This is a genomic window from Chryseobacterium lathyri, from assembly GCF_030812195.1.
Classification (GTDB): domain Bacteria; phylum Bacteroidota; class Bacteroidia; order Flavobacteriales; family Weeksellaceae; genus Chryseobacterium; species Chryseobacterium lathyri_A.
The window spans coordinates 576861-592714 of record NZ_JAUSSF010000002.1 but is presented as its reverse complement, the minus strand read 5'-3'; the positions used below and the strand labels follow the sequence as shown (position 1 = coordinate 592714).

The 15854-nt window shown below is 37.2% G+C and carries 11 protein-coding genes; 10 read left to right on the top strand and 1 reads right to left on the bottom strand.

The annotated features are described in order from the left end of the window. Positions 1–51: 51 nt before the first annotated feature. Positions 52–615, bottom strand: a complete 564-nt coding sequence (locus J2T03_RS12800) for a hypothetical protein (RefSeq protein WP_306840875.1) — start codon at positions 613–615, stop codon at positions 52–54. A 664-nt stretch (positions 616–1279) separates the two neighbouring features. On the opposite strand from J2T03_RS12800, the gene J2T03_RS12795 reads away from it, so the two are divergent. The 10 genes from J2T03_RS12795 to J2T03_RS12750 all read left to right on the top strand — a co-directional run bounded on the left by J2T03_RS12795 (position 1280) and on the right by J2T03_RS12750 (position 15673). Beyond that, a complete protein-coding gene (locus tag J2T03_RS12795; protein ID WP_307211571.1) occupies positions 1280–4936 on the top strand; it encodes a hypothetical protein in 3657 nt (1218 codons plus the stop codon). Between the two features lie 25 nt (positions 4937–4961). Next, positions 4962–6512, top strand: a complete 1551-nt coding sequence (locus J2T03_RS12790) for a hypothetical protein (RefSeq protein WP_307211570.1) — start codon at positions 4962–4964, stop codon at positions 6510–6512. 4 nt (positions 6513–6516) lie between these two features. Further along, positions 6517–6996, top strand: coding sequence for a hypothetical protein (locus tag J2T03_RS12785; RefSeq protein WP_306840872.1), 480 nt, complete (start codon positions 6517–6519; stop codon positions 6994–6996). A 61-nt stretch (positions 6997–7057) separates the two neighbouring features. Beyond that, entirely contained in the window at positions 7058–9241 is a 2184-nt protein-coding gene (locus J2T03_RS12780) for a hypothetical protein (protein WP_307211568.1), read from the top strand. Continuing rightward, the gene (locus tag J2T03_RS12775; protein ID WP_307211567.1) at positions 9231–9497 is read left to right on the top strand and encodes a hypothetical protein; all 267 of its coding nucleotides are present in this window, start codon (positions 9231–9233) and stop codon (positions 9495–9497) included. Before J2T03_RS12780 ends, J2T03_RS12775 begins: the two co-directional genes overlap by 11 nt. A gap of 349 nt (positions 9498–9846) precedes the next feature. Next, positions 9847–10428, top strand: a complete 582-nt coding sequence (locus J2T03_RS12770) for a DUF4840 domain-containing protein (protein WP_306840859.1) — start codon at positions 9847–9849, stop codon at positions 10426–10428. A gap of 93 nt (positions 10429–10521) precedes the next feature. Further along, entirely contained in the window at positions 10522–11088 is a 567-nt protein-coding gene (locus J2T03_RS12765; RefSeq protein ID WP_307211565.1) for an RNA polymerase sigma factor, read from the top strand. Then, positions 11081–12469, top strand: a complete 1389-nt coding sequence (locus tag J2T03_RS12760) for a porin family protein (RefSeq protein ID WP_307211563.1) — start codon at positions 11081–11083, stop codon at positions 12467–12469. The genes J2T03_RS12765 and J2T03_RS12760 overlap by 8 nt, the downstream gene beginning before the upstream one ends. Positions 12470–12514: 45 nt before the next feature. Further along, a complete protein-coding gene (locus J2T03_RS12755) occupies positions 12515–13477 on the top strand; it encodes a T9SS type A sorting domain-containing protein (RefSeq protein WP_307211562.1) in 963 nt (320 codons plus the stop codon). 216 nt (positions 13478–13693) lie between these two features. Further along, positions 13694–15673 carry a right-handed parallel beta-helix repeat-containing protein gene (locus J2T03_RS12750; protein ID WP_307211560.1) on the top strand — a complete coding sequence of 660 codons (1980 nt, stop codon included), beginning with the start codon at positions 13694–13696 and terminating at the stop codon, positions 15671–15673. The last annotated feature ends 181 nt before the right edge of the window (positions 15674–15854 follow it).

The following is a 15854-nucleotide window of genomic DNA, read 5'->3' as shown; positions in this document are numbered from 1 at the left end:
TCATAGATATTTGCTTTCCTATTTCTATATTCCAGTTCATGGCTTTATTTTTTACGGCATATCTGCGGTGGACACTTTAGGCGGAGGAGCCAGATTGGTCATATTCAGAACTTCCATCTCCCTTACATTTATATTTTCATCTGTGGATCTCATGGCTCTGGACATTGTTCCTGTGGTGTCTCTTTTCAGATTCTGAGCAGTAGGAACTAAGAAGATGGTCTGGTAGCCGGCGTATTCCGGTTTTGCCATTTTGCTTTTAGGATGATTCTGGGGGTATTTTCCCATATAAATTCTGATTCCCGGATTTTTCAGATGTTGTTTTTTAGCGGTTTCTTTTACATATTTAAGATAACCTTCCATATCTTCTACAGAAAACCAGTACCAGCGTGAATCCGGTTCTCCGTTCCTGTATTTTGTAAGGATTGCATTGTTGGTCCTGGAATATTCATCATAAAGTATCCGGCCTTCACGATAGCTGATCAGTTTTTTTTTATAGCTGTCACTCACGGGTTCTTTGGGAGGTTCGGAGCAGCGTGTGCAGCTTAGCATACAAAAACTTAAAATAAGCACAGCAAGAAGCGCGCTTAGATTTTTGAATAAAAAAGGAGTTTTCATTTTTATGGTTTTTAATTTTATAAAACAAAATTAGGTAACTGCTCAACTCTATAAAAGGGGGAAAACACTGTTTTTATGAATAATAAATTTACGACATTTTGTTTTGAATTTCAGGGAGATATAGGTTTTTATTTGATCATAGCTTCTAAATGTTTTCTTTTTAGACTTTCATATCTGATATTTTAAAACTTCTAAAAGCAAGGATTAAAAAATATCTTGTTTTTTAATATTTTGAAACGAATTCAAGATTGCTTTTCGTTGAGTATAAATATTTTTGGTATTCTAAAGGGCTCATACTTATCTTTTCTGCTTTCAATCCTAATAACTAAATACTTAGTTTCTAAATTCCAATGGAAGGACAGTTTGAACTGCTATAAAATGAGACAATCCTGCGGGTATCAGAATAGATGTTCTTGTGTTTCAATATGTTCAGTGAGATGTGAAATTTAATTGCAGAAATTTCAAAACTTATTTTTCAACACGTCAAGTTCTGTCGCTTCCGGCTCTGATATTTGCTTCAAGAAAAAACACACAAATGAAAATCGATATTAAAAATTAAGGTGGATATCTTCGCTGGAAACCACCTTAAAAAATAAGGCTAAAATGGGAAGTCATAAAAATGACTTGCAATCTATCATTAATATACAATCATCAAAATCACAAAATGAACAACATTGAAAATATTCCTGCCGAACTGCCGGCAGAAAACACACCAACGCAGACCCTTTTTAGGTTTGTAAGCTTAAGAAGCCCACAGCTGTCAGATGAAAATGAACAGGATAAAAGATTTATTCTAGTTCCCCAGCAATTAAAAGATGACGACACATTTTACAGGCCGGTAGTGGCGGCTTCAGGTTCAAAACATAGAAAGCTTCTTGAGTGCGCGGCTGCTTTTGCAAATGATCCGAAATGTATTTCGTCCGATCCTAATAGTATAAATAGTCTTGAAAGATTTAAAAGTGCTTATCCTTTGGATCACCAATTTTCTGTTTGGCTGGCCAGGAATAAAGGAACGTGTACGTATGAGGAATTTACAGCAAAAAGAGCTGAAATATATGACGGGCAGATTTATGCTGTTCCCGAGCTGGTAGATCTTTGGAATAATCTAATCTATCAGGTAGCCTTACAAAAAGATTTTTATATAAAAGAACTTGCTATGCAGTTTCTTCTGTTAAAACATGTTTTCTCTGTTTCCAATGAAGAAGAATTTAAGCTTTTATTGAATGCTAAAGTTGTTCTTCCTAAAGAACTAATGCTGGATGAAGCTGTTTCAGGACCTCAAGCTCTTTCAAAGTTGGCGGTGGGTGAATTTACAGAAACCCTTCCTGCCGAGGAAATGAAAAAACAGCAGCTTGTTTCCAAAGAAAAAGTAAAACTTGGAAGATACGAAAGCCTTGCAAAGAATTTTTCTTTTTTGGAGAAGCAGTACAGGGATGAGTACCAAAAAGAATACGAAATCCGGTATGAAGAGCATCAGTTAAGAATTGCGCCTATTATTGAAAAATATAATGATGATGTAGCAGCAAACAGAGAGAAATACTGTCCTGTAAGAGCACCGGGAGAAATTTATGATCCGAAAGATCCCTGCCAGCAGATTCCCAAAGTTCCTGAGCCGGTATTGCCTAAAATAGACTTTCAATTCCGTCCTGAAATTGAGGCTGAATATCTGGCAACCGCATTAAAACCTGAAAATTTGGATACTTTATTGGATATTTTAGGCTATGAATTTCAAAATACACCTGATAAAGAAGGATTGGCAGCAGAAGAAATCTCCGATCTTCATAAATTGTTAGAAGGGAGAAATACATTCTCAGAGATCAATTCTTTGATCACGGAAGTAACAGAAAAGACCAACAGAGTTATTGCAGAAAATACGGAGACCAATACCGAAGTCTATACAAGTATCGGAGGAATTATTGTTCCAATGGCAAGAGCAGCGGCTGTACCTTTTACCTATCAGTTGTGCCCAAAAGACTTATATAGATTCTACGGCCTTGATCTGGCCTTAAATGTTCCGGATGCTTCCTGGGATGTTTCTGGAGTGTATCATGAGCTAGTATCCAATGTTGGAACCAAAACGGGAAATGATTTTGTAAAATCCAGAAATGGAAATACAATCTTCTTAAATAATCTTTTAGGACAGGGAGCCGATTTCTCAGAATTTGAAGGTGCATCTTTTTATATCGAGCTGTATTTTACAAATGGGCAGATCGCTAAATTTAAAACACCGGGAATTACTATAAAAAACTGTATTTCTTCTAAGTTTGAACTTGAGATTGAAGGAACTGAAAATCCTCCTGTTATTATTGATGAGGAACAGAACTTTATTCCTTCGGGTTTCGGCTTTAAGCAGATCGGCATTGCTGACTATTTAAAAGTTGAGCAGAGCACCCATGCTTATGTAGAGGGAGAAGTTGCTCATATTGAGAATGTTATGGCAAGAGAATACCGTGAAAAATCTACCAGGAAGCTAAGAAGGAGCGAAAATACTGCAACCTCATCTTCTGATACAGAAAGAGAACAGCTTTCTGATACCACGACAGCCAACCGTTTTGAAATGCAGTCTGAAGTTTCCAAGATCTTACAGGAATCTAATGATTTTGCAGGTTTTGCGAATGCAAGTTATGGAGGCAAAATGTTCTCAATGAATGTAGGTGCAAATTATGCCAATCACCGCTCAAAAGACGAAAGTACAAGACAGGCTGTTACCCAGGCTCAGGATATTACAGCAAGAGCCATGGACAGAATCGTAACAAAAGTTCATGAAGAAAGAATCGAAAAGATCATTGATGAATTCGAAGAAAACAACTCTCATGGATTTGACAACAGAAAAGGGGACAAAAATGTAGTGGGGGTTTACCGATGGGTAGATAAACTGATGAAAAATCAGATCTACAACTATGGTAAACGTATGATGTTCGAGTTTATGGTTCCTGAACCTGCCAAACTGCACTTATTAGGAATGGTTTCTCAGAAAGCCCCTGATCAGATCGATCTGATCAAGCCGGAAGATCCAAGAACATCAGCCGTAATGCCGATGAAAAATTACGGAGATCTTATTGTGGACTCTGTTTTAAAATACTGGGTATCAAAATATAACGTAGAAGTGCCTGAAAAACCTATCGAGAATTACAGCATAGGAAAATCCTTAAGCGGGCAGTTTGCTAATGAAAACAGTGCGATCCAGAATGTTGCTGTTAAAGATGAAATTCAGATTCCGGACAATTATGTGGCGGTAAGCTGTGTAGCGGGGTATAGTGCGGCTGGTGACAGTAGTGAGTCTGCGATGTGTATCATGGTAGGAGATCAGGACTTCTATCATCATGGATTCTGGTCTCAGCTAAAATTTTATCCAAGAAAAACTTTCGCTAAACCTTATTCAAAGACGGTTCCTGTCTCCGCTACTTTTTATGAGATTTTCTCCGGAACAGCAAATTGTGTTGTAGATCTTCAGTTAACACAGGAAGCTAAAGATGCATGGTATCAGAAAGTATTTAAGGCAATTATGGATGCTTATGAAGATGCGTCGGTGGAGTACAATAATAAGCTTGCTGAAGAAAAGAGTAAAGCTGTAGAGATTAAAGGAGCCAATCCGATGTTCTACCGCCAGATTGAAAATACAATTTTACGTAAAAACTGTATTTCTTACATGGCAGACAGAGCCTCAGGGTCTACGCATGGATATGGTCTGGAAGGATTGACCAGTGGTTCTTCTTTCAGCAATTATGAAACAGTTTTAAACAGCAGTCTGGATAAGTATACGGCTTTTGTGAAATTTATGGAACAGGCTTTTGAGTGGGAAAATCTTTCTTACAATCTATATCCTTATTACTGGGGAAACAGGCAAAACTGGCTGAATCTCTACCAGTCTGAGGATACCGACCCATTGTTCAGGTCCTTTATGCAGAGCGGGATGGCAAGAGTGGTGGTAACAGTCCGTCCGGGATTTGAAGAAGTTGTACAGTTCTATCTGGCAACCGGAAAAATCTGGAATGGAGGGGAAGTCCCTGTTATTGGAGATGAACTTTACTTATCAATTGCCGATGAAATGAAAGAACCTAAAGGTTTAAAACAAGGGAAAGCATGGATCACGAGACTTCCTACTTCTCTGAATATCCTTCAGGCAGAAAGTATAGGACTGAAAGTAAAACATGCATTGCCGTTCAGTACGGAGAATCCGGATGATTTTGAAGTTCCTTCAGAAGTGATTACGGAGGATAAGTTCAATTTTGAAACCAATACAAATCTTCTGGGTGTTCAGGAATCAGGGACATCTTCTGAGCCAGTGATTTCTGGAGATTGGGCCGCGCAAATTAATTAATCACAATTAACCAAAAAACAACAATATGTCTAATATAGGAAAAATTATTAGGGTAAATGTATTGCCTCCGCAGGGAGAAAGAGAAACAAATGTCATTTACCAAGTAGCTGCACCCGGTGCAGCTACTTATACAGACTATGCCATCGATGAAAACGGAGACATGAAAACTCCGGCAGCTGATTCTGCTGCACAAAACCTTAGTGATGACATTGTCAAAATTTCTAATCCTGATCTGGTCTCAGAAGGATTTTTAACCCAAGCGCAGTTCAATCAAAATATAAATGAAGAGCTGGATCATAAACTCAATATTCCATTGATTGACGGAAGCACACAGGACTTTACACAAATTGTAGGCCTGGATGCTAATGGAAATACGGCAAAATTACCTGCCGGGGATTTAGGAAGAAACGTTGCCAATTCCCCTCTGACAACGGTACCCGGTGCCGGATTGACACTCGGTGCCAACTGGACATTGAATACATCAGGGCTTTATTATTCAGTAACCGGATTAGCCGATGTTTCGAGTGATACGACTTTTAATATGTTATTAGCTCAAAATGCATCTGGCAGGCTGGGAAAATCAAACGGGAAAGGGGCATTTATAAGCCTGCCTAATCAGTTAACAGAAAGCGAGAAAACAACCTGGAAAACAGTCATGAATGGTGGATGGACCACTGCTACGATGAGTGTTTTTCTAATTAACCCTATTGTTGTAGATAATGCAAACAACAATAAGTATGTCTCTCTTATCGGTGCTAATCTGAATTTTAATCCGGCTTCATTTTCTGTGACGATATGTGATATAAACGGTGCTCATATCGCTACGGTTCCTAATTCACAGGTTAATATAAACAATACTACAGGTCAGAATCTTACGTTTTATTTTAATTTTTCTAACATTCCGGCTGGAACATATAAAATAAAATTATGGAATGGTGTTGCAACATATATTTCGGGAGTTACTTTTAAAGTTGCAAGTTCTTTAGACAATATCGACCTAAGTGGTGTTACCTGGAATGTATTGAATTATGGTGGAAACATCAATGATAATATTATTTCTAATAATACTTTGTTTTCTACGGACGCAACGTTGAAAGATTCAGGGGGAAATTCAATAAACTTCCCGAATACCGGTACAGTGGTAACCACCGGACTGAGCTCACAAATCTGTACTATGATGGATAACTTCGTTATTGAAGTGGCTGTATTTTTTGACAATGATCCCGCAGTGTTTGATAGTTTCGGAGGATTATGTACAGATACATTAAACTCTTTGGCCAATACACTCATTTCCGGAGCCGCTGTTCAGAGAAATTCTTTTAAAAATCTTTTAGGACAAACAATTCCTGGGGCAAGTTATTCAAATGCACAGAGAATGATCTTTCAGAAGTCAGAAAATATATTGACAACGGTACTTTATACCAACAGTGGTTCAATAAGTTCAATAAGCAATGTGAATATCGATAACAGTCCGATAAAGCTGAAAGCGATCAGAACATGTTATGATACGATAGGAAGTTCTCTATACAATGCCCGATTTTTAAACTTACAAATTATTTCAGCATACAAATTTTAAAATTATGAACGAACAATTAAAAATAACGACCCAAATACAGACTTTAATCAATGACATCGAAAACGTTGAATTAAATCTTGCAGAATTACCATTACCTGAACATCCGAAACTTCCGCAATTCAATAGGAGTATTCGTGTTCTGGATATTGATGCCAAATCCAAACAGCAGTTTATCTGTTTCAACTATGAACAGGTTCTGAAAGACAAGGAAACCGGTGAGGAGATCAATATATCTCTTCCTGCCCCGGAGTGGGTGGTCTATCAGGAAACATGGAGCTATCTCCGTGATAATTACGGCGAACCAATTGAGCAGCCTTTGGCTGAACCTACAGATGACATGGTTACCGACAAGGTTAAAATTCCCAGTTATCAGTATATGCTCTGGCTGCTGAAGAACAGTAAGGTTGGCTTTACTGAGCTTCTGGCTTCTTACCTGGATGAATTTGTGAAAACCCACAAAGAACTGCTGGATAAGCTTTCCTAAGAAGTAGTAATAATGGCAGGGCGTAATGCTCTGCCTTTTTAAACACTTAAAAAAACACAAAATGAGTTTAGAAATATTAAACAATCCTTTATTAGGGAGTCCTAAGAATTCCTTCTTTAAAAACGAGGACCCAAAATTTCCCAGCTCTTCTTCAGGTCTTATTTCGCCTCCCGAGCTTAAACAGCTTACAGCAAAGCAGATTGCCAATACGTATTATAATGGTAAACCCTCATTGGAAGGCAATGACTTTCAAATTTATTCAGATGAGCCGGTATTTGGCGGAAATATAGAGGAAGTAGTGGTGTACAAAAGCAGGTTTAGTCAAATGATCGGAGGGATTGATGTTGTTCTTTTTGCAAGTAAAAACGGGGCATTCCTTCTTCAGCGTTATATGGAAGCGCTGCCAAGCAGTAAACAGCTGATCCTTTTTCTGGAAATTGATGACGAATATAATTACAGTACGGTAATGCGTGTTGTGGCAGGAGCAGATCTTACGAAGAACAAAGAAGAATTATTTGATGATATACTTACTTTTACAAGAAAACATGAAGTCAGCGTTCCTCCAAAGGCACTTGAAGATCTTATAAAAAATGGGATATATAGAAACAAAGTTAGTTTTATCAGCTGGTTTCTGAGCCTGAAAGATGCCAGTGTAGGACAAATATTTACCTTTTTTAAGCAGGAAATATTAGAAGGGGCTGCAAGCTTTTTTATTGAAGGTATCGCAGATAACATTACTAAGCTGAGAATTTCAGAAAGTGGCTGGAATCCATATGTGAAAGAAGGAGACTACGATCCTGCTTTTATCCCTGCTACACTTTATGAAGAGCTTAAAAAGTTTTATGAACATGAGGGCTCCGGCAATCCATACGAAAATTTGGAAGGCCAAAAGAAGATCAATTCTAAAATTGTTAAAACCCTATTTGAAAGGATAAATGGAGTTAAGACAGATTTTAATCATCTTTTGAGCAATGCAGAGCATTTTTTTCCGGCTTTTATCTTTAAAAAAATAAAACAGTCTTTAAACTTGTTTTTCAGCCAGATAGATAAAATTGAGCAATTTCTTATTGATCCTATTACGGGAATGCAGCATATCATTTATAAAAGTCACCAGATAGCCAATGCTTTTCTCTGTGGGATTTACAACAGTCTGATTGATATTGTTGCCGGGATTTTTTCCATCGTCGGTTTTATTTTCAAAGCTGTGGCTGCAATGGATAAAGTAAATGACCGTAAAGTGGAATATGGTGAGATGTTTCTGGAACTGATGGAAGACCTGATGGAGGGAATCATCAAGTTTGATTATGCAGACTTTTTTAAGCAGTGTCTCACACTTCAGATAAGAACTGTTATCCGTCTTGTGAAATGGGTTGATACAAAAGTGTCTCAGCTTACCTTAGAAAAAGCTGCCTATTATTATGGTTATATCATTGGAATTATCATAGATCTTATTGTTGAAACCCTCCTCACTGGTGGTGCAGCAGCCGTGGCAAAGTTAGCCAGAACAGTAGAAAGCTTTATCCTGAATCCTTTGGAAAAGATCTCGAAAGCAATTACGCAGGCAGGAAATTTTATGACAAGGATTATGGAGTTTATCAGTATGATTCTTCGTGAATTTAAAAAAGGTTCAAAAGAAATTTTTGCTAAATTGAAGAAAATTTTAGATGAGGTTTTTGGCTTTGGAGATGAAGTTGCGGATCATGCTTTGACTCCTGCGGAGAGAAGGGTGAAGGATAAGAATAGGAGAAGACAGGAAAGGCTTGATAGAAAAAAAACATCTCTCCAGAGAAAAAAACAACGTAAAGAATTATTCTCAACAATTAAGGGAGACCCTATTGATCGAAAACTTCTTTCAAAACTTCAAAAAGAGTTTACTGAATTAGGTGGGGAAATGAGATTTGATGAAGAATCCTTTGAATACATTGCAGGAAGAGAAAGAACTTTAGGTGTTGAAATAGAGGCTATAACTTTAGGTGATGATTTAATTATGCTAGGTCCAAAAGCAACTACTTCAGCAGTGTATGAAGAACTGATTCATGCTCAACAATTTAAAAGCGGCTTATATGATGAATGGGCAAATAAATATGGAAATAAAGTTGCTGAAAATCTTATGGAGAAAGAGGCTGCCGAAGAATTGCTTGAAAATACAAAAAAATGGAATTTACCGGAAGAAGAAATAAAATTAATCGAAGAAAGATTAGAATTTTTTAATAACGAATTAAAATTATTAGGTTATGAAAATTAAAGTTTTAAATTATTTTATTATTAATAAGTTTAAGCCAAATCAAAAAAATATTTTAGATGTTCAAATAATTGATGAAGAAGAGAGCACTCTTATCAATAAAAAGTTCACCAATAATGAAAGAAAAATATCTTTCATTGTTAAATCTGTAGGACATATAAACCCGTCGGTTGAAAATTATTATCCGCTAGTCGTGGAAATAGATGAAGGTAGAGAGTTAGAAGATTATAAAGGGTTGGTTTTTAGTGATCTTGCTTGATGTTCTAAATAGAAAATAATAACAATATCTTAGGCTGAAGCTTTTATTAACAAATTTAAAGTGATTTTTTAATTGAACCTGTAACCGAATTGATAGTAAGAAGCTAGTAGAGATGCTCTACATATTAGGAAAAGTCATAATAACAACTCTCGACATACCCAAACCAGCGTGAAACCCACGCTGGTTTTTTATTTCCAAAAAATAAATTTCTAAATTTTATTCACAGTAAACCAGTACTTTACAATATAATTTCATTCTTTTTTCAAAATCCCATGCAAGATTTCCCAAAAAACAGATTTTATAGATGAGTACTCAATACAATTAATGTTTAATGTAAAAAAATAATGAAATGAAGAATTCAATAGTACTTAAGATTATTACCACCGTTTTAATTTTATCAATCATCTTCTCCCTGTTCTCGTGCATGAACGAGGACAGGATAGAAGTACCACCCGTAAAGCTGGAAGATATTAACGGGAATTATAAAGGAAGACTCATCACCATGCAGGGAGAGTTTAGATCGGAAAAAGTTGTTGACTTTAAAATAAAAAAAGATACACTCACATTTCCGGAATTTCCTTTAAAAGAAATCGTAATGGCGGTAGTAAAAGATCCGGTAAAAACACAGAGTGCCATAGCAGCGATGGGAAAAGTGAAATATAACCTGAATTATACAACGGTATTAAATGCTGATAAGAACTGGGTAGAGCTTACTTTTGCACCTAAAGAGCTTGAACTTCAGATCCCGGTAGACGGAGTGACCAAAAAAACGGTCGTAACAATCGCGGCAAAGCAGAAAGGATACTTTGTAGGACTGGATCATACAATGAGATTTGCTTTGGCAGCAGAAAAAATAACGGTAAATGGAACGGAATTGAATCCTTTCGAGGCGATTAACTACAATTTCCCGTACTGTATAAAAACTAATTGATAGATAATATAAACAATAGATTGTGGTTTGCCGGATGCGGTCTATTTTTGCTTTAAAATTTTAATCGGTGCTAAAACCGGACCTTAGTCGTACATGGAAGAAAACAAGGAGCAGATTTTGATAAGACGCCTTCTCACGAAGGAAGAAGCTGCCTGGAAAGAACTTTTCGGAAACTATTCCGGAAACCTTGCCGGGGTCTGTTCCCGTTATCTTTCAGGAAAGGACGATGTTCATGACGTTCTTCAGAACAGCTTTATCCAAATGTTCCGCTCCATAGCAACATTTGAATACAGAGGAAGCGGTTCATTGAAAGCATGGATGATCCGGATCACCGTAAACGAAGCTTTAAAGCATATAAAACAGCATTCCGGCATAACAACAAATGATGATTTTACAGAATTTCCGGACATTCCCAATGATGAGGAACCTGACCTCGAGGAAATTCCCCAGGCAGCCATTATGAAAATGATACGTTCACTTCCGGATGGATACAGGACTGTTTTTAATCTGTTTGTATTTGAGAAAAAAAGCCATAAAGAAATTGCCGGGCTTTTGGGAATCGCAGAAAATTCTTCCGCCTCACAGTTTCACAGGGCAAAAGGACTGCTGATCCAGAAAATTAAAGAATTTAAAATGTCAAAAAAAGCACAATATGAATAATCGGTGGCTCAATGATCTGCACAGGAAAATGGAAGACCACGAAGAGGATGTTCCGGATAGGCTGTGGGAAGATATTAAAGATGAACTTTTTTCCGGAGAAGAAAAAAATACAATTGCCGGAGGGATGATGCTTGAAGCTGATGATAAAAAAGAAAGTAAAACTATTTCTGTAACCAAAAGAAACACTCTGTTCTACCGTATTGCTGGAATGGCTGCCGCTATTGCCATGCTGTTCTTTACCGGAAAGATTTTACTGGAAATGAATGCAGAAACAGAACCTAAGATAGCAGCAAACTCTGAAAATGCTCATAAAATTAAAAAAGAAGGTAAAAAAATCATAGAATCAGTAAAGACGAGTGCGAATGAGCAGGGCAACACCAAAGTAGGTGAAAAATATAGTGGCGAGGGAAATATATTGCCCGGCAAAATTCATATGAGTACTACTTTAGAAAATATGTTTACTGGAACCATTGATAAGGAAATACCCTTGCTTGTGGAAAAGCAAAATAATTTAATGCCATTGGCAAAAAAAGAATGGCCTCTTTACAATATATCTCCTTCATTTAGTGAGAATCCGGAATTGAAAAACAAACAGGATGACAGAGAAATTTTTGACAATGACGAAAATAAACTTCCGGAAAAGTATGCCGGAACCGATAAACCTAAAATTCTAGGTCGTCAGCCAAAAAAATGGATGCTGAGCATGCTTACAGGAAATGTTTCCTCAAACTCTTCTGAACAGAAGTTCCCGGGATACACCTCCATGAGCGGAAGCCCGATGGCTTTTAGTGATTTCTGGATCTCCGGTACAGAGCCCGATCCGCTTACAGATGTTCTGCTGGCTAACCAAAGCAAAGAAGTTGAAGCAAGAATAAGGCATAAGATCCCTGTTACATTTGGTGTTTCCGTGTACTATAACCTGGGGAAAAAATGGGGAATAGGAACGGGTATCAATTACACAAAACTTACCTCTGAACTGCACTCCGGAAGCAATTCGAATTATATAAAAGGGGATCAGAGCATTCATTATATAGGTATTCCGGTGCAGGTAAATTATAATGTCATTCAAAAAGGACGTTTTACAGGGTATATTACCGGTGGAGTGCTTGCCGAAAAAGCTGTAGCAGGAAAACTTAAGACAAAATATATAGTAAATGATGAGGTACAGGACGAGCAGGACGAACGGCTTGATGTGAAACCTGTACAGTTTTCAGTGAATTCGGCAGTAGGGCTGCAGGTGAAAATTATTGATAAGATCGGGATATATGCAGAGCCAGGAATAGGATATCACTTTAAAAACGACAGCCAGCTTAATACCATTTACAAAGAAAAACCATTAAACTTTAATATGAAGTTCGGGATCAGGCTGTTACTGGACTGATACCATTGAATAAGACTAATAAATCAAACCATTAAATATTTAAATATGAAACCAAAACTGATTTTTTTGGCTTTTCTGTTCATGACCATTCTGAATATAAAAGCACAGTGTAACCCAACCATCACAAGCCCAAGACTGGGCGTAAAGTTCCCGGATAAAATTCTGTTCTGCAATACTGAAACAGAGACACTTTCTACTCAAACATTCGGAAGCTACCAGTGGTATAAACAGCAATGGACCTGGCAAACGCCTAATACCAATCCTTGGACACCAATCCCCGGGGCAGTTTCACAAACATTGACGATCAATGGTAATGATGACCAGCTTTATTATTTTAAAGTAGCAGTTACACAAGGAGACTGTGTGGCAGAAAGCCCAGCTATTATGGCAGACGGATTTGTCTATGGGCTCCCTTCGATGCTCAGCACGTTTACACCCGGAACTTTTTCCCAGGTAGGACTCGGAGAATATAATATCTGTGCCGGGGGATCCGTAAAATTTGATGATGTCTTTCCAGATCTCTATGGCAGCCATGTATGGTATAAATGCATCCCAAGCAGCGCGCCGCCTTCCAATGGAGATCCCTGTGTCATAAATGGTGCAACTGGAGATACCTATATCGCAACAGAATCCGGAGAATATGGTTTTTATGCCTGTACAGAGTATTGCCCGGATCAGTGTGAATTTTTAGGGACAGGAAATTTTGTAAAGTTGAATTTTGGCAACTGGGAATTCTGCAGTCTGGGAACAGATGAAACAAAACGTAAGGAAAGCAACCTGGAAATATACCCAAATCCTACAGCCCAATTTCTTTATATTGGAAAAGAGTCTGACAAGATCTATAAAGAAATTTCCATTATTGATATGTCAGGAAAAATAGTTCTTCAGAAAAATGACCACCGTTTTAATGAGGCTATTGATGTGAGCAGGCTCGTACCCGGAAACTATATTATTCTTTCCAAAGACTCGCAGGGAAGTACCTATAAGAATAAATTCATAAAGAAATAACAGCATACGATCAATCCTTAGTTAGTTTTTTTTAATCATGATAAGCCGGTACGGAGATGGTCTGTATCGGCTTGTCTTTTTTAATTTATCTGCGAAGCAGATTTACAGATATAATCAATTTATAAAACGCCATGTTTTGTCGTTGTTGCCATGTATTTTTGGAAAGTAATAAAATACAAGAGATCAGTTAAAACAGTTAATTTAAAAAAAAGAATTATGGCAATAGTAAAAAACTCAATGGATGAGCTTCGTAATCTAAGTATTGCAGAAATATCATCATTAATGGCCTCATTAGCGACAGGGAAGCCAGAATATATAGAGCTTATGGGATACTATCCGGGAACTCCCTATGATAGGCCGGTGATCTATTATTTATCGGAAACTATCGCACAGGATGATGGCTTTAGTATTATTAACCTCGTAAATAACAGCCAATATCAACTGAAACTTAGTTTTGGAGATAGTATCAGCCTTACTTACTGTGGAATAAAGGGGGATGGCACAAACGATGAAACTGTTGAAATAAATAAAGTTCTGGTTAGACTTTACAACATGAATGTAAAGAATGTCACCATTACTGGAATCAATAGAATAAACGTTGATAGTGCGGCAAAAATTCAGCTTCAAAGTAATACAAATTATTTTCTGGATGGAACAGTGGAAGCAATGCCGGGAAGTACGAATGGCTATGAACTGATATCCTTTGCACAGACGGTAAATACAAAACTGACCGGAGGAAAAGTTAAGGGAAATAAATACAGCTTTAAAGCACCAGATGGGAGCTATTATAAAATGTGGCGCGCTTACCAATCCTATCAGGTGGGAGAATATGTATACGTAAACAACTGTCCTCTGAAAGTAATCAGTGCGGGAACAAGCGGTGGAGAAAAACCAGCGGCTCCACTGTATATAAAATGTGAATCTACCACTCCTAAATTGGTGCCGTCTAACTGCAATCCTAGTTATAATGAGAATACTCAGGTCACCGTACTTGACGGCTCAGTAACCTATGAAGTCGTTCATAATACAGATCTCGGTGAATGGGGATTTGGAATCAGTGTATTGAATGCAGAAAATTTCCATATCCAGGATGTTGAAATATCAGAATGCTGGGGAGACGGAATCTATGTAAATGATGCTTACAACGGAAATATAGTTGATGTTAAATGTGTTGACAATCGCCGTCAGGGAGCATCAATTATCCGTGGTGATGGGATCAATATATTGAACAGCCAGTTTAATAATACCGTTGGAACAACTCCGGAGTCAGGAATAGATATTGAACCTAACTCTGAAAACCATGTTAGAAATGTGAATATTGTTAACTGCACCTGCGATCGAAATGAAGGCTATGGAGTTTTAATTACCACTCCGGATTCTTTGTCGTCAATCAGAGATGTAAACATATTAAATTTGACAACCAGAAATAACATCAGAGACGGTCTTGCTTGTAAAACAGAAGGAGATTCCTATTCGCATACGATCCTTAATATTAATATCCATAATTTGGCGTCTTCGGGAAACCATGCTTCACAGATCTTGATAGAAGGGACAAACGGTGTTAAAATAAGAAACGGAAGGATAGAAAATGCATTTGATTACCCGCTTGTAGATTTATACAAAGTACACAATGTGAAAATTAGCGATTTGGAAATGGTAGGAAGTGGAGATGGAGTCAGAATTAGAAAAGCAGGCGATAATATAACGCTGGAAGGAAATTATATTGAAACCCTTAAAACGTGTATTTTAGATGATCATACGGATAGTAAGAAAGAAAATGTTATCATTAAAGCCAATACACTGAAGTCAGTTCTGCAAAGTAGCGTAGATCTGTTGGGACATTCTTTCCTTACCATAGAAGGCAACAGTATTTTAAGAAGTGGAACTAATGGAATAAAAATTAGAGATATTAAGAGAGCAACAGTCACTACAAATAAAACCAATAATATAGGACTGGCAGATAACAATACTCAATATGGACATATTGTTATAGAGGGTGAAGCCAGCGAAATTATTTGTGAGAACAATATATTAACGAACAATCAGGGCCTTGTGATGCTACCAGTCGGAATTATTGCAGAATCACCACAAATGAATTACTGTACATTCAGAACATTACATTCTCATAACGACAGTAATTTCGGACCGGATCAGATTATATCAAACCCTACGGTTACCATACAGGATATCCGATGATAAATTCATTTTTTTATAATTTAATAACATAAACCCAAAAGCCGGTAAGAACTGAATGTAATTCAGGGATCACCGGCTTTTTTATGCTAACATTTATTGATATCTGTTAGGTGGTTTAAAATTTTATTTTTGCCAAAACTAAAAAAATGGGTTCTTTTGATTTTTGTAAACTTCAATTAAA

Coding starts and splice junctions, on each gene's coding strand:
- J2T03_RS12800 (WP_306840875.1), bottom strand. CDS start 615: ATGAAAACTCCTTTTTTATTCAAAAATCTAAGCGCGCTTCTTGCTGTG.
- J2T03_RS12795 (WP_307211571.1), top strand. CDS start 1,280: ATGAACAACATTGAAAATATTCCTGCCGAACTGCCGGCAGAAAACACA.
- J2T03_RS12790 (WP_307211570.1), top strand. CDS start 4,962: ATGTCTAATATAGGAAAAATTATTAGGGTAAATGTATTGCCTCCGCAG.
- J2T03_RS12785 (WP_306840872.1), top strand. CDS start 6,517: ATGAACGAACAATTAAAAATAACGACCCAAATACAGACTTTAATCAAT.
- J2T03_RS12780 (WP_307211568.1), top strand. CDS start 7,058: ATGAGTTTAGAAATATTAAACAATCCTTTATTAGGGAGTCCTAAGAAT.
- J2T03_RS12775 (WP_307211567.1), top strand. CDS start 9,231: ATGAAAATTAAAGTTTTAAATTATTTTATTATTAATAAGTTTAAGCCA.
- J2T03_RS12770 (WP_306840859.1), top strand. CDS start 9,847: ATGAAGAATTCAATAGTACTTAAGATTATTACCACCGTTTTAATTTTA.
- J2T03_RS12765 (WP_307211565.1), top strand. CDS start 10,522: ATGGAAGAAAACAAGGAGCAGATTTTGATAAGACGCCTTCTCACGAAG.
- J2T03_RS12760 (WP_307211563.1), top strand. CDS start 11,081: ATGAATAATCGGTGGCTCAATGATCTGCACAGGAAAATGGAAGACCAC.
- J2T03_RS12755 (WP_307211562.1), top strand. CDS start 12,515: ATGAAACCAAAACTGATTTTTTTGGCTTTTCTGTTCATGACCATTCTG.
- J2T03_RS12750 (WP_307211560.1), top strand. CDS start 13,694: ATGGCAATAGTAAAAAACTCAATGGATGAGCTTCGTAATCTAAGTATT.